Origin of the sequence: Streptomyces melanosporofaciens, assembly GCF_900105695.1 — a bacterium.
Lineage (GTDB): Bacteria > Actinomycetota > Actinomycetes > Streptomycetales > Streptomycetaceae > Streptomyces > Streptomyces antimycoticus.
The window spans coordinates 8,537,470-8,553,810 of the sequence record NZ_FNST01000002.1; the positions used below are offsets into that span (position 1 = coordinate 8,537,470).

The following is a 16,341-nucleotide window of genomic DNA, read 5'->3' on the forward strand; positions in this document are numbered from 1 at the left end:
CTGACCACATCCGAGCCGAGTGCGGGCCGCCGCTGCCACGGTGTCGTCAATCCGGTGCACTCATGCGTGTACTTCGCGCCCGAGCGGCAGGACGAGCTCGCGGCGCTCGGGCTGGAACGCGGGGCGATGACCTACTTCGCGGACCGCGCGGCCCCGCTCGGGCCGGTCGGCGCGGGCACCGTCTCCGCGACGTTCTACAACTTCAACCACGCGCATGTGGAGCGGTTCATCCCCGCCGCGTGGGCCATCGCCACACCGGAGGCGGTGCTCGCGGCGCGGCTGCGCGGCGCGGACAAGGTGCTGCGGCGGCTGCTCGGGGAGGCGGCCCTGACGTCGGAGGAGATGGCCGAGGCGGCCGAGCTGGCGCTGCGCGCCACCGAGGCGTGCCACCGGGAGGCGCGGCCGCTGTACGCCGCGAACGCGGGCCTCCCGGTGCCCGAGGAACCGCACCTGGCCCTGTGGCACGCCGCGACGCTGCTGCGCGAGCACCGGGGCGACGGCCACCTCTTCGCCCTGGCGGTCGCCGGCCTGTCCGGGATCGAGGCGCTGGTCCTGCACAACGCCACCGGCACCACGGTGACGTCGGCGACGTTCATGCGGACCCGCGGATGGTCCGCCGCGCAGTGGGCCGCCGCCCGGGACCGGTTGCGCGAGCGCGGACTGCTGGACGCGGCGGGGGATCTCACGGAGTCGGGCGCGGCCCTGCGCGGTGAGGTCGAGGCGCTCACCGACCGCCTCGACGCCGCCCCGTACGACCACCTCGGCCCGGCCGCCACCGCCCGCCTCACCGAGCTGGCCGGTGGCTTCACCGAAACCCTCAGGGTCGCGGGCGCCTTCCCCGCGGTCCACTTCGGCAAGGGCTAGGCGCCACCTAGTCGCGCATGACGTCGGGCTCGTGCCGGCGCAGCAGGCGGGCCACGACGAAGCCGCAGACCAGCCCGATCGCCACCAGCACACCGAGGTCGATGCCCCACTGGGAGACGGTGTGCGCCCACAGGGGGTCGACTTCGTTCGGCTTGTCGAGGTTCCAGGGCGGCATGGTGTGTGCGAGGTCGAGTGTGGTTCCGGCGCCCGCGACCGCCCAGCGGGCGGGCATCAGCCAGCCGACCTGTTCGATGCCCGGAGAGCTGAACAGCTTGAAGAGGACGCCGGTGAAGACCACCTGGACGATGGCGAACATCACCAGCAGCGGCATGGTCTTCTCGGCCGTCCTCACCAGCGCGGAGATGACCAGGCCGAACATCATGGAGGTGAAGCCCAGCGCGCTGATCACCACGCAGACCTCGACGGCCGTGGGCATGAGCAGCCCCTGGGCGGGCAGTTGGCGGACCGAGAAGCCGATCGCGCAGAGGACGGCACCCTGCATCGCGGTGATCAGACCGAGGACGATCACCTTCGACATGAGATACGCGGACCGGGACAGACCCGTGGCTCTCTCCCGTTCGTAGATCACCCGTTCCTTGATCAATTCGCGTACGGAGTTGGCCGCGCCGGAGAAACTCATGCCGATGACGAGCACCAGCAGAATGGTTCCGGACTCCTGGTTGTAGCGGAAACCGCTGTCGGGCGGTGGCGGGACGAGTCCGTACTTCGCCGGAACCAGACAGCTCACCCCGCCCAGTACGGCCGGGAGGAGCAGCATCAGCGCCATGAAGCCCTTGTCGGACGCGATGACCGACAGATAGCGGCGGATCAGGGTCCACAACTGGGCGACCCAGTGCCGCCGTTTGGGCTGCAGGGCTCGCGCGGGCGGCTGCGCCGGAAGGGCGCCCGGCTGCTGCGGCGGTACGGCCGAGCCGACCTCCGCGACCCGCCGGGCGTACTGCGGGGAAGTCCGCCAGTGCCCGCCCCAGTCGTTGTCGCGATGGTTCTCGAAGGCGGAGAAGACATCGGCCCAGCTCTCGTGGCCGAAGAACTCCAGGGCCTCGTCCGGGGCGCCGAAGTAGGCCACGGAGCCGCCGGGAGCCATGACCAACACCCGGTCGCACAGCGACAGTTCGGCGACGGAGTGAGTGACCACCAGCACGGTGCGGCCGTCGTCGGCGAGCCCCCGCAGCAACTTCATGACATCGCGGTCCAGGCCCGGGTCCAGCCCGGAGGTGGGCTCGTCCAGGAAGAGCAGGGACGGCTTGGTCAGCAGCTCCAGGGCGACGGACACCCGCTTGCGCTGGCCGCCGGAGAGCGAGGCGACCTTCTTGTCCCGGTGGACGTCGAGCTTCAGCTCCTGGAGCACCTCGTCGATACGGTCCTTGCGCTCGGCGGCCTTGGTGTCACCGGGGAAGCGCAGCCTGGCGGCGTACTTCAGCGCGGTGTCGACGGTCAGCTCCTTGTGCAGGATGTCGTCCTGCGGAACCAGGCCGATACGGTGGCGCAACTCGGCGAACTGGGTGTACAGATCGCGGTGGTCGTAGAGGACATGGCCCTGGTCGGCGGGCCGGTAGCCGGTCAGCGCGCGCAGGAGGGTGGACTTCCCGGAGCCCGACGGCCCGACCACCGCCACCAGCGACTTCTCCGGGACCCCGAAGGAGACGTCGTCCAGGATGGTCTTGCCGCGCCCGACGGTCACCGTCAGGTTCCGGGCGGCGAAGAAGACTTCACCGGTGTCGGCGAACTCCTCCAGCCGGTCCCCGGCGAGGCGAAAGGTGGAGTGGCCGACCCCGACGATGTCGTGCGGGCCGATGAGCCGGCGGTCCACGGGCTGCCCGTTGACATAGGTGCCGTTGTGGCTGCCGAGGTCGACGATCTCGAAGCGGCCACCGGGCAGCGGCCGGAACTCCGCGTGGTGGCGGGAGACGTGCGGGCCCTCCACCACGAGTTCGTTGTCCTGCGCCCGGCCGATGCGCATCGGCCGCCCCTGGACGAGCCGGTGGACACCGGACGGGCTCCGGTCGATGAAGTGGTTCGCGGCGGCTCCATGGGGCCCGTCCGGCTCTCCGGCGGCGGGCCGGTGCGGGTCCCGGGCGACGCCCGGGTCTGCCGTACGGGTCGGGCCTGCCGTACGGGTCGGGGCCGCCGCTGGCCCCGCTGAGGCTGCCGCGCCCGCCGGGGCTCCCGGGACCTCCGCCGCCCGGGGATGGGGCGCCATCGGGGGTGAGTCGGCGGCTGCCGCCGTGCCCCAACCCGTGTCACCCCGCGCCCCACGAGGGGGCTGGGGATGGGCCTCGGGGCGGGGCTGGGGACGGGGCTCGGGATGAGCCTGGGGACGGGCCTCGGGGCGGGGCTCGGGACGGGCCTCGCCCTGGTGTGCCGCCGCGCGGCCCTGCGCGGCGGCGGGCGCCGGGTCGCCACTCGTCGGCGTCGGCGTCGGCGCAGCCTCGGTGAAGTCCAGCCGCATACCGCTGGAGAAGTTCCCCAGCCGGACGATCGAACCGTGGCCGATCTCGATCCGCTGGACACGGTGTCCGTCCGCGAACGTGCCATTCGCGCTGCCGAGGTCCTCGACGATCCACGTCCCGCCGACGCAGCGGATCGTGATGTGCCGCCGGGAGACTCGGCGGTCGATGGTCGGGATGTCGGCCTGCTGATCGCGCCCCACGGTGTAGCTCCGGGACGCGTCCAGGGTCCAGGTGCGTCCATTGGCATGCAGTACAAGTTCCGGCACGGGCGGTGTGTCCTCATGGGGTCGGTCAGTCGGCGTGCGGCCCGGACCGGGCACGCCGACGCGTACGGCCGTAGCCGACTTGGAAGAGGGCACGGGGCGTGCGGAGGTTGCGTGTGATGGTGCGGGGTCCAAACTTACCGTCCCGGCAGCGGTGGTTCGCCCACGTCCCCGTGATGGCCCCCGGCGCACAGCGCGTGGTCGATGAGGGCGCCGGCCGCGTTCTCCTGGTCCAGGATGTGCTCCGCGGTGTCACCGCGCGCCTCGGACATGGAGACCGCGGCGCTGCGCCTGCCGTCGTCGGCGACGCCGTCGAGGGTGATGTAGCCGCCGTCCCCGCCCTCGCGGCTCCAGTACCTTCCTCCGCGGCTCAGCGGGCGTTCGACCAGGCCGAGCCCGTGTCGGCCGCCGGGCCACAGCCGTTAAACCTCCGCGTTCACGGGGACGGTCCGCTTCATCTCGGCCGGCTGCCGCCTCGGTAGCGGGCGGCCCACGAGCAGTGCGCGGATGCGGTCTTCGATCTCCTGCTGGGCGGGGTGGCCGGCGGCCTTCTTGAGACCGGGCGGCCGGTGTTCAGGTCGGCGGTGCCGCTGGTGGCGACCGAGTGCCGACCGTCCGGCGCGACCACGCGGGCCCGCACACCGCTGACCGCGAGTGCCAGGGCGAGGTGCTTGCGCAGTGTGGGAGACATGGCTGAACGCCAGATTCGCCCCCAACGGACGCGATCCGGCGTACCCCAGGATCGGCATGGGGGATGCCCCCCGCGGGCCGTCACCCGTCGTGCGGTCGTCCTCCACGTCGTTTTCTGTCCCTACATATGGTCCATACCAAGCTCTTGACAGGATTTTCCTTCACTTCTTAAATCACGTAGTGAACTAAGTACCTCTCGGATCGCTCATCGCACCCCGGTCGGCGCCGTAACCACTTGGTTCCACCTGTTGGTTTCACATGCGCCTCATGTCTCTCCGTACCTGTCATGCACATGTTTCTGGAAGGGAGAGTCATGGACTCCCCGCGCTTACCCCGGCGACTGCTGCTCTCCGTCGTCTCCTTCCTCGCCCTCGCCTCCCTGTCCACCGGACTGGCGCAGGGCGCGCCCGCCTCCGCGGCGCGGTCCGCCGCGCCACCGGCCGCGGCCGCCAAGGCCGCCGCCGTCACCTTCTCCGACGAGTTCGACGGGCCCGCGGGCTCCGCCGTCGACGGTGGCAAGTGGCAGATCGAGACGGGCGACAACGTCAACAACCATGAGCGGCAGTACTACACGGCGGGCAACCGCAACGCCGCCCTCGACGGACAGGGCCATCTGGCCATCACCGCCCGCCGCGAGAACCCGAGCAACTACCAGTGCTGGTACGGAAGGTGTGAGTACACCTCCGCCCGGCTGAACACGTCCGGCAAGTTCACCACCACCTACGGCCGGGTGGAAGCCCGGATGAAGATTCCGCGCGGACAGGGCATGTGGCCGGCGTTCTGGATGCTGGGCAATGACATCGGACAGGTCGGCTGGCCCAACTCGGGTGAGATCGACATCATGGAGAACGTGGGCTTCGAGCCGTCCACGGTCCACGGCACCCTCCACGGCCCCGGATACTCGGGGTCCGGCGGCATCGGCGCCGGGTACTCCCTGCCCGGTGGCCAGGCGTTCGCCGACGCCTTCCACACCTTCGCCGTCGACTGGAGCCCCAACGCGATCACCTGGTCCGTGGACGGCACCGTGTATCAGCGGCGCACACCGGCCGACCTCGGTGGCCGGCAGTGGGCGTTCAACAAGCCCTTCTTCCTGATCCTCAACCTCGCGGTCGGCGGCTACTGGCCCGGAGACCCCAACGGCAGCACGGTCTTCCCCCAGCAGCTCCTCGTCGACTACGTCCGGGTCAGCACCGACAGCGGACAGCCGGGCGGCGGCGCTATCACCGGCGTCGGCGGCAAGTGCATGGACGTGGCGGGCGCCAACAGCGCGAATGGCACACCCATCCAGCTCTACGACTGCAATGGATCCGCCGCGCAGCAGTGGACCGTTGGTGGCGATGGCACGATCCGTGCGCTGGGGAAGTGTCTGGACGTGGCGTCGGGTGGCACGGCCGACGGCAGCCTGGTCCAGCTCTACGACTGCAACGGCAGCGCGGCGCAGCAATGGGCCGTTCCCGCGGCCCGCGACATCGTCAACCCACAGGCCGACAAGTGCCTGGATGCCACCGGTGGCAGTTCGGCCAACGGCACCCGGCTGCAGATATGGACCTGCACCGGCGCCGCCAACCAGAAGTGGACGGTGACCAGATGAACATGAGACTCCTGCACAGACCCGCGGTGCGCGGCATCCTGGGCGTGGCGGCCGCCGCCGCCCTCCTCACCGGCCTGACCAGCGTTCCCGCGAATGGTGCCGTGGCGGCCACCGGACAGATCACCGGTGTCGGCGGCAAGTGTGTGGACGTGGCGGGCGCCAACAGCGCGAATGGCACACCGATCCAGCTCTACGACTGCAACGGGTCCGCCGCGCAGCAGTGGACCGTTGGTGGCGATGGCACGGTCCGAGCGCTGGGGAAGTGTCTGGACGTGGCCTCGGGCGGTACGGCCGATGGCAGCCTGGTCCAGCTCTACGACTGCAATGGCAGCGCGGCGCAGCAGTGGTCCCTCCCGGCGGCGCGGGACATCGTCAACCCGCAGGCCAATAAGTGCCTGGATGCCACCGGTGGCAGTTCGGCCAACGGCACCCGGCTGCAGATATGGACCTGCACCGGTGCCGCCAACCAGAAGTGGACGGCGCCGGACGGAGGCAGCACTCCGCCGACCGGGCCGGGAGCCATGGCCGTGGCCCCGTACCTCTACAACGGCTGGGGCAGCCCGCCGAGTCCCACCACCGTGATGAACGCGACCGGCGTCAAGTGGTTCACGCTCGCCTTCGTCCTGAGCAACGGCTACTGCAACCCGCAGTGGGACGGTGGCCGTCCGCTCACCGGAGGTGTCGACCAGCAGACCATCAACACGGTGCGGTCCGCCGGTGGCGATGTCATCCCGTCCTTCGGCGGCTGGAGCGGCAACAAGCTGGAGAGCTCCTGCGGCAGCGCGGGCGAGCTGGCCGCCGCGTACCAGAAGGTCATCAACGCCTACGGTCTCAAGGCGATCGACATCGACATCGAGGCCGCCGCGTACGACAGCCCGACCGTCCAGCAGCGCACGGTCGACGCGCTGAAGACCGTCAAGGCCAACAACCCCGGTATCAAGGTGTACGTCACCTTCGGCACTGGCCAGAACGGCCCCGACAACAGCCTGATCAGCAAGGCCGCCGCCTCCGGTCTGACCGTGGACAGCTGGACCATCATGCCGTTCAACTTCGGCGGAGCCGGCCAGAACATGGGCCAGCTCACCCTCCGCGCCGCCGAGGGGCTCAAGAACACGGTCAAGAGCGCCTACGGGTACACCGACGACCAGGCGTACCGGCACACCGGCATCTCCTCGATGAACGGCATCACCGACAACGGCGAGACCGTGACCGTGAACGACTTCCGCACCATCCTGGGCTACGCCCAGCAGCGGCACCTCGCGCGGCTGACCTTCTGGTCGGTCAACCGTGACCGGCCCTGCACCGGTGGCGGAGCCGACACCTGCTCGGGCGTCTCCCAGCAGCCGTGGGACTTCACCCGCGTCTTCGCCCAGTACGCGGGCTGATCCGATTCAGGACACGCGTTTCCTATAGGAATCTGCGGGACGAGATCCGGCGCCTGATCCTCAGGGGTGCCGGATCTCGTGTTTGTCCGGGGTCTTGACGGAGCGGCTCGACTGGCACACCATCGCGGCATCAATTTCCTATTTGATTCGTGGGGGTGTGGAGGTGGGTCTCCGGACTGGATCTGTACTGCCGGGAGTGGTCGCCGTCGTGGTGCTGGCCGCGGGTTCGGCAGCCTGCACGCTCAAGAACTCGGGTGAGCCGACAGGCGGGCAGGGCCCCGCGTCCGCGCGGGCGGGTGGTGGCTCGGCCGTGCTCGCGGACGGATCGGCCACCAAGGTGGCGCTCGTGCCCGGCGGCGCCCACCCCTACTTCCAGCCCTGGAAGTCCGCGGGCGCCGAGGCGAAGAAGACGTACCGGCTCGGGGGCGTGACGTTCGACGAGACGGCGGAGTGGGACCAGCAGAAGCAGAACAATCTGCTGTCCACGCTCGCCGCGCGCGGCTACAACGCGTTCGGTGTCTTCGGGGTCTCGCCCACCGACATCAACACCACGTTCGCCGACCTGAAGTCGCAGGGCCTCGCCGTGGCCTCGCTCGGCTCCTGCCCGGCGGGCGGGAACGAGGCCGACTTCTGTCTGTCCACGGATGTCGAACTCGCCGCGTACAAGGCGGCCAAGGCCGCCATCGACGCGATGGGCGGCAAGGGCACGATCGTCCATCTGACGGGCAACAACGTGGACGCCAACACCCAGCTACGGATCAAGGGCGTGGCCAGGGCCGTCAAGGAGTCGGGCGGCAAGGCGAAACTGCTGCAGACCGTCACCGACATCGACAAGGATCTGCAGACCGCGCAGAAGGCGGTGTCCGACCTGCTGACGGCCAAGGGCAAGCAGATCCAGGGCATCGTCTCCACCGCCTACAACCCGGCCGTCGCCGCCGCCGACGCGGTCAAGAGCTCCGGTTCGCGGGCGAAGGTCGTCGCCATCGACGACGACGCCAAGATCCTCGGCTCGATCAAGCAGGGCACGGTCACCGCCACCGTCGTACAGAACCCGGTGGGACAGGCGAAGGTCGGGGCCTGGGCGCTCGCGCTGCTGCAGACGAAGCAGTGCACCATGCGCACGCCCGGCCAGTCCGTCGACTCCGGTTCGTTCGTCGTCACGAAGAAGAACGTCACGACCTACGACCGTGCCCGGAAGGCGAAGACCGATCGGCTGAAGAAGCAGTTCGCCGACGACGTCCTCGCGTGCGGCTGACCCCGCCGTCCCTGTACTGCAGAACGCTCTAGAGAAACCGGGCATCACGAGATGAGCATCATCACGACCGCCACCGCAAAGCTGGCCGACATCGCCGTGGAGACGGACCGTACCGACGCGGTGCAGTCCTTCGTCAAGCAGGAGACGGTCCTGGTCGACATCACCACGGTGGACGGCAGCACGGGGACCGGCTACGCCTACACCATCGGCACCGGTGGAACCTCCGTACTGGCCCTGCTGCGGGACCATCTGCTGCCCGCCCTCATCGGGCAGGACGCGCGCAACGTCGAGGCGCTGTGGCAGCGGCTGTTCGCCCTGACCCGCGCCACCACCACCGGAGCCATCACCTCGCTCGCGCTCGCCGCCGTCGACACCGCGCTGTGGGACGTGCGCTGCAAGCGCGCGGGTGAGCCGCTGTGGCGGCTGGCCGGCGGCCACCGCCAGGACGTTCCCGTCTACGACACCGAGGGCGGCTGGCTCCATCTGAGCGCCGACGACCTGGTGAAGGGTGCGCTCCAGGCCCAGAAGTCCGGGTGGGACGGTGTCAAGATCAAGGTGGGCAAGCCGCATGCCGCCGAGGACGCCGAGCGCCTGCGCGCCGTACGAGAGGCAGTCGGCCCCTCGCTGCACATCATGACCGACGCCAACCAGTCGCAGACGATGTCCTCGGCCCTCCAACTGGCGGCCGCGCTGGAGCCCTACGACCCGTACTGGATCGAGGAGCCCCTCCCGGCGGACGACATCGGCGGCCATGCCCGGCTGGCGCGTGCGACACGGATTCCCGTCGCCGTCGGCGAGTCCCTGTACTCGCCCCAGCAGTTCCGCACCTATCTCGAGACGGGCGCCGCTTCCATCGTGCAGGTCGACGCCGCCCGCATCGGCGGGATCACCCCGTGGCTCAAGGTCGCCCACACGGCGGAGAGCCACAACGTGATGGTGTGCCCGCACTTCCTGATGGAGCTGCATGTCAGCCTCGTGGCCGCGGTGCCCAACGGCAGGTTCGTCGAGTACATCCCGCAGCTGCGGGCCGTCACCCGCGGCGAGCTGACGATCCGCGACGGGCGGGCCGTGGCGCCCGACGTTCCGGGGATCGGCATCGACTGGGACATGGACGCCATCGACGACCGGAGGGTGGCATGACGACGCCCGTCCTCCCACCGGGCACCGACACCGGCTCCGCCGGGGCCACGCCGCCGCGTCCGGTGCACCGGCTGCCGTTCTGGGTCAACCAGCGGCTCGGGCTGCTGGTGCTCGTCATCGGCCTCGGTGCCCTGTTCGGCGTGTTGCAGCCGGCGTTCCTCGATGAACGGCTCGTGCTGTTCCCGCTGATGCGGGACGTGTCGACGCTGACGGTGGTGGCGCTCGCCCAGATGGTCGTCCTCTCGGTGGGGCATATGAACCTGGCCGTCGGGCGGATGGCCGCCTTCGGAGCCCTGTTCGCGGGATTCGGCTACGACCGGCTGGACTTGCCACTGCCCCTGGGCCTGCTGCTGTGCCTGCTGGCCGGGGCCGCCATCGGCGCGCTCACCGGCTGGGTCATCACCCGTACCGGGGTCAGTTCGTTCGTGGTGACCCTGGCGATGGACTTCGCGCTGCTGGGACTCGTCTCCCTGCTCTACTCGGCCCTGACCGAGAACGCCGCCTTCACCAGCAAGCCGTCCGGGCTCGCGGAACTGCGCTCGTACTCGCTGGCCGACGTCTGCGTCGGGCCCGTGTGCGGGTCCCCGGTCATCCCGCAGTTGGCGCAGTTCACCGTCCTGGCACTGGTCGGCCTCGGTTTCCTCTACGCCCGTACCCGCATCGGCCGGGAGCTGCTGCTCACCGGGGCCAACCCCGCGGCGGCCGAGCTGTCCGGCATTCCCACCGGCCGCCGCCTCATCCTGGCGCACACGCTCTCGGGGCTGCTCGCCGCGCTCGCCGGATTCATGGCCGCCGTCGGCACCGGCACGTTCCGCGCCTCCATCGGGGACGACTTCATGCTGCCCTCCTTCCTCGGCTCGGTGCTCGGCGGCACCCTGCTCACCGGCGGCGTCGTCTCCGTACTGGGCGCTGCGCTGGGCACGTCCCTGGTCGGCGTCATCCGCAAGGGGCTCGATCTGCTCGGTGTCGGTCTCGAAAGCCTGAACATCTACCTCGGCTGCGTACTCCTGCTGGCCCTCTCGGCCGACCGGGTGCGCACCGTGGTGGCCCATCGCAAGGTGGTGCGCTCCACATGAACACGATCCGCGAACGGGGCGAGCGGGGCGCCGCGGTGCTGCGCCGCTTCTCCCGCTCCACGACGATGACCCTGCTGTGCGTGGTGCTCGCCGGCTACCTCGCCCTGGGGGTGGCCTCCTCCGGCTCGTTCCTCGAGGGCCCTTCGGTGCGGACCTTCCTGCGGTACCTGGCCACCCCTGTCCTCATCGGACTGGCCCAGATGGTCGCGCTGTGCGTCGGACAGCTCAATCTCGCGGTCGGCGCGCTCGGCGGCTTCACCGCCTGCCTGATGGGTGTTCTGATGGCGGACCAGGGCGTGCCCGCCGGGGTCGCGGTGGCGGCCGGTGTGCTGGCGGCCACCGCCATCGGCCTGGTGACCGGCCTGTGCATCGTGGCGACGAAGATCAACGGTTTTATCGTCACCCTCGGGACGATGACCATTCTCCAGGGGGCGCAGTACTGGCTGGTGGGCACGCGCACCGTGGACGGATACTCCGCGGGCCTGAAGGACCTCGGCAGGGCGGCCCCGCTGAACGTCCCGCTGGTGTTCGTCACGGCGCTGGCCGCCGCGGCCCTGCTCGCCGCCTTCCTGTACCGCGGCACCGCCGGCCGGCGGCTGCTGGCGGCCGGTGGCAACCCGCTGGCGGCCAGGCTCTCGGGCATCTCCACCGACCGGCAGATCGTGCTCGCCCACACGCTGTCCGGGCTCTTGATCGGCGTGGCCGCCCTGACCGCGACGGCGTCGCTGCCCGGAGTCAACCGCAGTGTGGGCGGCGACTGGCTGCTGCCCAGCTTCGCGGCCCCCATCATCGGCGGCGTGGCGCTCACCGGAGGGTCGGTCGCCGTGCTCGGCACGGTGCTGGCGGCCTTCGTGATGCGGCTCATCGACGCCGCACGCGCGCAGTTCTCGCTCGACCCGAGCTGGGTGAACTTCCTCATCGGCGTGGTCGTGCTCGGCACGGTGGTCGGCGGCCGTATCCACCAGAGCCACCTGGAGAAGCGGGGCGGTTCGCGCGGCCGCGTACCGCCCGCACCACCGCCGGCTGACGCGCGACCGACCGCCGTCCTGCCGCACCCGGGAGGTTCCGGATGAGCAACGTCCTTCTCGAATGCCACGCCATCGTCAAGGTGTTTCCCGGCGTACGGGCCCTGGACGGCGTCGGGCTGCGCCTGACCGAGGGGTCCATCCATGCGCTGCTCGGCGAGAACGGCGCGGGGAAGTCCACCCTCATCAAGGTCCTCACCGGGGTGCACACGCCGGGCGGCGGCCGCCTGGCCTGGTGCGGCGGCGAGGTCCACCTGCGTTCACCGCAGGAGGCCACCCGCACGGGTATCGGCGTGGTGCACCAGGAGCGCAATCTGATTCCGGGCTTCTCGGTGGCCGAGAACATCACGCTGCAGAGCCCTCCCTCGCACCGTGGCCTGATCGACCGGGCGGCGATGACGGCCCCCGCGCTGAGGTGCCTCGGTGAGCTGGGTCTGGACCTCGACCCGGACCAGCCGGTCCGTGAACTGTCCGTGGCACAACAGCAGTTGGTGGAGATTGCGAAGGCCCTGTACACCGAGAGCCGGGTGCTGCTCCTGGACGAGCCGACCGCTTCCCTCTCCCCACAGGAGGCGGAGCGCCTGTTCGAGGTCGTCCGGCGGCTGAAGGACCGGGGAACATGTGTCGTCTTCGTCAGTCACAAGCTGGAGGAGGTGTTCGCCCTCTGCGACACCGTCACCGTGCTGCGCGACGGCAGGTCCGTGCTCGAATCCTCGCCACTGGCCGACCACACCCACGACGACGTGGTCAATCTGATGGTGGGCCGCGCCCACTCGGCCACCGAGATGCGTCCGCGGGAGGTGGACACCTCCGCGGCGCCGGTGCTCTCGTTCGACGACGTCTCCACCGCCGCCGGGCACCGGGACATCAGCCTGGACATCCGGCCCGGCGAGATCGTCGGTCTGTACGGACTGGTCGGCGCGGGACGCAGCGAACTGGTCAAGGCCATGCTCGGCCTCGACCGCGTCACCGGCGGCGAGATCCGGGTGCACGGCGAGCCGGTGCGCATCACCTCTCCCCGGCAGGCCCTGCACCGCTTCGGCATCGGCTATCTGACCGAGAACCGCAAGGAGGAAGGGGTCTTCCTGGAGCAGCCCATCGCCCGGAACATCACGGTGACGGTGTGGAAGCGACTGGCGAAGGCGCTCGGTTTCATCTCCGCGCGCGAGGAGCGGGCGGTGGCCCACGACCTCGTCGAACGTCTGGGCATCCGCATCTCCGGGCTCGGGCAGAACGCCGGTGAGCTGTCCGGTGGCAACCAGCAGAAGGTGAGCCTGGCGAAGTGGCTTGCGGCGGACACGCGGCTGCTCATCGTCGACGAGCCGACCGTCGGGGTCGATGTGCGCACCAAACACGCCTTCCACGAACTCATCTGGGAGCTGGCCCGCGGCGGCCTGCCCATCCTGCTGATCAGCAGCGACCTCGCCGAGATGATCACGCTCGCGGACCGGGTGGCCGTGATGGCCGACCATCGGATCCGCGGTGAGGTGGACAATGACCGCGACTACGAGCGGATGAGCGGCCGGATCATCCGCATCATCCACGACCGCGCGACCTCGGCGGTGCGCCCACGGGCGGTGGAGGCATGACCGGGCCGCGATGACCCCGCCCCGGCCGGGCGGACGGAGGACGCCGCGCGGTCAGGACGCCGCGCGGTCAGGACGCCGCGCGGTCAGGACGCCGCGCGGTCAGGACGCCGCGCCGTCAGGACGCCGCACCGTCAGGACTCATCGTCCTGGCTGAGCTGGCGCCGGAGGCTGCGGGCGAGGTGCTCCGCCATCGCCTCGGCCGCGCGGTCGGGATTGCGGCGCAATATCGCGTGCAGCACACGCTGGTGCTCGGCGAGGGTGGGGTCCTCGGCGTCGAGAACGCTGCTGAGCCTGAAGATGTGCAGATGGGAATGGAGCCGCTCCACCGCGTCCGCGAGCAGCGGCCGCCCGGACGCCTGCGCGATCGCGTCATGGAAGCGCTGGTCGAGGGCGGCGAAGTCGCGGTAGGCCGCATAGCGCCCGGCGGTCCCCGAATGGGACTGCATCTCCTCCGCGATCCGCTCGATGCCGTCGAGCTGAGCCTCACTGGCGTTGCCGGCGGCGAGCGCGGCCGCCCTCGGCTCCAGCAACTGCCGCATCTCGAAGAGCTCCTCCAGCCCCTGGCGGGTCAGCAGCTCGGTGGTGCGGTATCCCGAGAGCGGCCTCTTCACCACCAGGCCGTCGGACTCCAGCCGGGCCAGCGCTTCCCGGATGGGGGTTGGTGAGACGCTCAGGGCGCGGGCCAGGGCCTCGATGCTGACGCGTGCGCCGGGGGTGATCTCATGGTCCATGACCATGGCCTTGATGTTCTCGTAGACGCTGTCCGACAGGGCCTGACGGGTGGGGGACGGGTCGCGGCCGTGCCCTTCGCGCGGTGCCCCGAGCGCGGAGGTGTCGTGCGGCGGCATCCGGCCTCCTGGTGCTCTTCGGGGCTTGTCGGGACTGCAACAGTTTACCCAGGTGAGGGACGCGGTTCAGGGGTGAGCCGAGTCCGCCCCACCGTGTGCCGAGCCGTGGCGAAGTGGCACCCGATATAGTTGTTATGCGTCATATATGCCTGTCTGGGCAAGTCGGGAAAAGGAGCCTCGCATGCCGCCCCGTTTCCGCGTGCCCGCCCAGCGGTTCGCTCTGTCGGACACGGCTCGCGCCGAAGCGTTCAGCGACGGCGTCTTCGCGATCGCACTGACCCTCCTGGTGCTCGGCCTGACCACCCCCGCACATCCGCCCGGCGGCCTGGGAGACGCACTGGCCCGCCAGTGGCCCGCCTATCTGGGATACGCCGCGTCCTTCAGCTACATCGCGGTGATCTGGCTCAACCATCACCGGGCCTTCCTGCGGATCCGCAGCATGGACCGGGGTCTGCACGCGGCGAACCTCCTCTTGCTCTTCACCACGGCGGCGCTGGCCTTTCCCACCGAGGTTGTCGCCACCGAACTGCAGGCCGACGCCTGGGGCACGGACGCGAAGGTGGCCGTGGCGCTCTACGCGGCCCTCGCCGCCGCGATGTGTCTGAGCTGGGCGGCCCTCTACCACCACCTGCGCCGGCGCCCCGAGCTCCTGGAAAACACCATCGAGCCCACCTACGTACGCCACGGCTCCCTTCGCTCGTGGATCGGAGCGCTGGCCTACGCCCTCGCCGGAGTCCTGGGCGTCCTCGTCACACCGCTGGCCGCCCTGGGCGCGTTCGTCCTGCTCCCCGTCTTCTACTTCACCACCAGCGAAGGGCTGCCAGGAAGCCAGGACACGTCCGATGAGGCCGCCGCGTGACCTCGGCGTAGGCAGCGGGGCGGCCGTCGGTCCCACGCCGGCGAGTGGGATTTGATCCAGTGCACGGCCTTCTCCGGCGACTCCTCGCGGCTCCGCGCTGAGCTGGTCCCCGGACAGCCGCTGGCTCGCCGCCGCCCTGGAACCCCTCGCCAAGAAGGGTTCCACGAGGGCAGGACCGAGCTGGCCATCTTCCCGATGGGCCCGGCCGACGACTGAGGACGGTGTGCCCGGGGCGAGGCGGGGCGCCACCGTGACGCCTCGCCCCGGCGGCTGTCGCGCGGCCACCGTGACGCCTCGCCCCGAGTGGGTCTCTCGTCGCCGTGGCGGCCGGAGGTGCTGTGCTGCAATCGTCGTATGCACCTGGATGAACTCCGCGAGCTGCTGACCCGGCATGCGCGGCCGGACTGGAGCACCGATATCGAGGGTGTCCGCCTGTCGAAGTTCGAGAGCCCCTACCCGCCCACGCCGACGACATCCGGCACGGTGCTGGCCCTGATCGCCCAGGGGACCAAGCGGCTGGCGCTGGGCGAGCGGGTGTACGAGTACCGGGCCGGCCAGTACCTCGTCGCGTCGGTGGACCTGCCGATCACCGGAAACTTCACCGAGGCCGGCCCGGAGCAGCCCGCCCTCGGGTTCGGGCTGACTCTGGAGCCCTCCGCCGTCGCCGATCTGCTGCTCGCCGGGCCCGAGGACGCCCGGCGCATCCCGGGCGGACCGCGCTCGGCCATCGCCGTCAGCGATGCCCCGGCGGAGCTGCTCGACGCGGTGGTCCGGCTGCTGCGCCTGCTGGACCGGCCCCGCGACCAGGCGGTGCTCGCCCCGCTGATCAAGCGCGAGATCCTGTGGCGGCTGATCACCGGTGACCAGGGCGAGATCGTGCGCCAGCTCGGCCTCGCCGACAGCAGCCTCAGCCATGTCGCGCGAGCGGTGCGCTGGATCCGGGAGCACTACGCCGAGCCGTTCCGGGTCGAGGATCTGGCCCGGCTCACCGGGATGAGCGTCTCCGCGTTCCACCGCAACTTCCGAACGGTGACGGCGATGAGCCCCATCCAGTTCCAGAAGCGGATCCGCCTGCAAGAGGCGCGGCTGATGCTCACGACACGATCCGCCGACGTCACCGGTGTGGGCCTTCTCGTCGGCTATGAGAGCCCGTCGCAGTTCAGCCGCGAGTACCGGCGGCAGTTCGGCACACCGCCCAGCCAGGACGCCGGCCACCTGAGCCCTTCCGGACGCGCCCGGGCCGCCGCTCTGCCGTAGGGCACAGGGCGCAGGGCCCGTCCCGGCG

General features: G+C 70.4%; 14 protein-coding genes. 10 read left to right on the forward strand and 4 right to left on the reverse strand.

Going from position 1 to position 16,341, the window contains the following annotated elements; all coding sequences use genetic code 11:
• Positions 1 to 864, forward strand: coding sequence for an SCO6745 family protein (locus BLV72_RS39090; RefSeq protein WP_093470808.1), 864 nt, complete (start codon positions 1 to 3; stop codon positions 862 to 864).
• A 7-nt stretch (positions 865 to 871) separates the two neighbouring features.
• Here BLV72_RS39090 and BLV72_RS39095 read toward each other — a convergent pair whose 3' ends face one another.
• The 3 genes from BLV72_RS39095 to BLV72_RS48420 all read right to left on the reverse strand — a co-directional run bounded on the left by BLV72_RS39095 (position 872) and on the right by BLV72_RS48420 (position 4,289).
• Complete coding sequence (locus BLV72_RS39095; RefSeq protein ID WP_093468348.1) at positions 872 to 3,601, reverse strand: FHA domain-containing protein; 2,730 nt, start codon at positions 3,599 to 3,601, stop codon at positions 872 to 874.
• Positions 3,602 to 3,735: 134 nt separating this feature from the next.
• Positions 3,736 to 3,870, reverse strand: coding sequence for a hypothetical protein (locus BLV72_RS51260; RefSeq protein WP_280143039.1), 135 nt, complete (start codon positions 3,868 to 3,870; stop codon positions 3,736 to 3,738).
• A gap of 182 nt (positions 3,871 to 4,052) precedes the next feature.
• Complete coding sequence (locus tag BLV72_RS48420) at positions 4,053 to 4,289, reverse strand: hypothetical protein (protein ID WP_167746278.1); 237 nt, start codon at positions 4,287 to 4,289, stop codon at positions 4,053 to 4,055.
• 312 nt (positions 4,290 to 4,601) lie between these two features.
• On the opposite strand from BLV72_RS48420, the gene BLV72_RS39105 reads away from it, so the two are divergent.
• The 7 genes from BLV72_RS39105 to BLV72_RS39135 all read left to right on the forward strand — a co-directional run bounded on the left by BLV72_RS39105 (position 4,602) and on the right by BLV72_RS39135 (position 13,349).
• A complete protein-coding gene (locus BLV72_RS39105; protein ID WP_093468350.1) occupies positions 4,602 to 5,879 on the forward strand; it encodes a glycoside hydrolase family 16 protein in 1,278 nt (425 codons plus the stop codon).
• A complete protein-coding gene (locus tag BLV72_RS39110) occupies positions 5,876 to 7,264 on the forward strand; it encodes a chitinase (RefSeq protein ID WP_093468351.1) in 1,389 nt (462 codons plus the stop codon). Before BLV72_RS39105 ends, BLV72_RS39110 begins: the two co-directional genes overlap by 4 nt.
• A 187-nt stretch (positions 7,265 to 7,451) precedes the next feature.
• On the forward strand, positions 7,452 to 8,519 hold the full coding sequence (locus BLV72_RS39115; protein ID WP_425288557.1) for a sugar ABC transporter substrate-binding protein: 1,068 nt from the start codon (positions 7,452 to 7,454) through the stop codon (positions 8,517 to 8,519).
• A gap of 51 nt (positions 8,520 to 8,570) precedes the next feature.
• Complete coding sequence (locus BLV72_RS39120; protein WP_093468353.1) at positions 8,571 to 9,659, forward strand: mandelate racemase/muconate lactonizing enzyme family protein; 1,089 nt, start codon at positions 8,571 to 8,573, stop codon at positions 9,657 to 9,659.
• Entirely contained in the window at positions 9,656 to 10,735 is a 1,080-nt protein-coding gene (locus BLV72_RS39125) for an ABC transporter permease (protein WP_093468354.1), read from the forward strand. Before BLV72_RS39120 ends, BLV72_RS39125 begins: the two co-directional genes overlap by 4 nt.
• Complete coding sequence (locus BLV72_RS39130; RefSeq protein WP_093468356.1) at positions 10,732 to 11,808, forward strand: ABC transporter permease; 1,077 nt, start codon at positions 10,732 to 10,734, stop codon at positions 11,806 to 11,808. Before BLV72_RS39125 ends, BLV72_RS39130 begins: the two co-directional genes overlap by 4 nt.
• Positions 11,805 to 13,349: a sugar ABC transporter ATP-binding protein gene (locus tag BLV72_RS39135; RefSeq protein ID WP_093468357.1), complete on the forward strand. Its 1,545-nt coding sequence runs from the start codon at positions 11,805 to 11,807 to the stop codon at positions 13,347 to 13,349. The genes BLV72_RS39130 and BLV72_RS39135 overlap by 4 nt, the downstream gene beginning before the upstream one ends.
• Positions 13,350 to 13,480: 131 nt before the next feature.
• Here BLV72_RS39135 and BLV72_RS39140 read toward each other — a convergent pair whose 3' ends face one another.
• Positions 13,481 to 14,197, reverse strand: a complete 717-nt coding sequence (locus BLV72_RS39140; RefSeq protein WP_093468359.1) for a GntR family transcriptional regulator — start codon at positions 14,195 to 14,197, stop codon at positions 13,481 to 13,483.
• Between the two features lie 181 nt (positions 14,198 to 14,378).
• Here BLV72_RS39140 and BLV72_RS39145 point away from each other — a divergent pair, with 181 nt between their 5' ends.
• Both BLV72_RS39145 and BLV72_RS39150 read left to right on the forward strand, forming a co-directional pair.
• Positions 14,379 to 15,056 carry a TMEM175 family protein gene (locus BLV72_RS39145; RefSeq protein ID WP_093468360.1) on the forward strand — a complete coding sequence of 226 codons (678 nt, stop codon included), beginning with the start codon at positions 14,379 to 14,381 and terminating at the stop codon, positions 15,054 to 15,056.
• A gap of 354 nt (positions 15,057 to 15,410) precedes the next feature.
• Complete coding sequence (locus BLV72_RS39150; RefSeq protein WP_093468362.1) at positions 15,411 to 16,313, forward strand: AraC family transcriptional regulator; 903 nt, start codon at positions 15,411 to 15,413, stop codon at positions 16,311 to 16,313.
• The last annotated feature ends 28 nt before the right edge of the window (positions 16,314 to 16,341 follow it).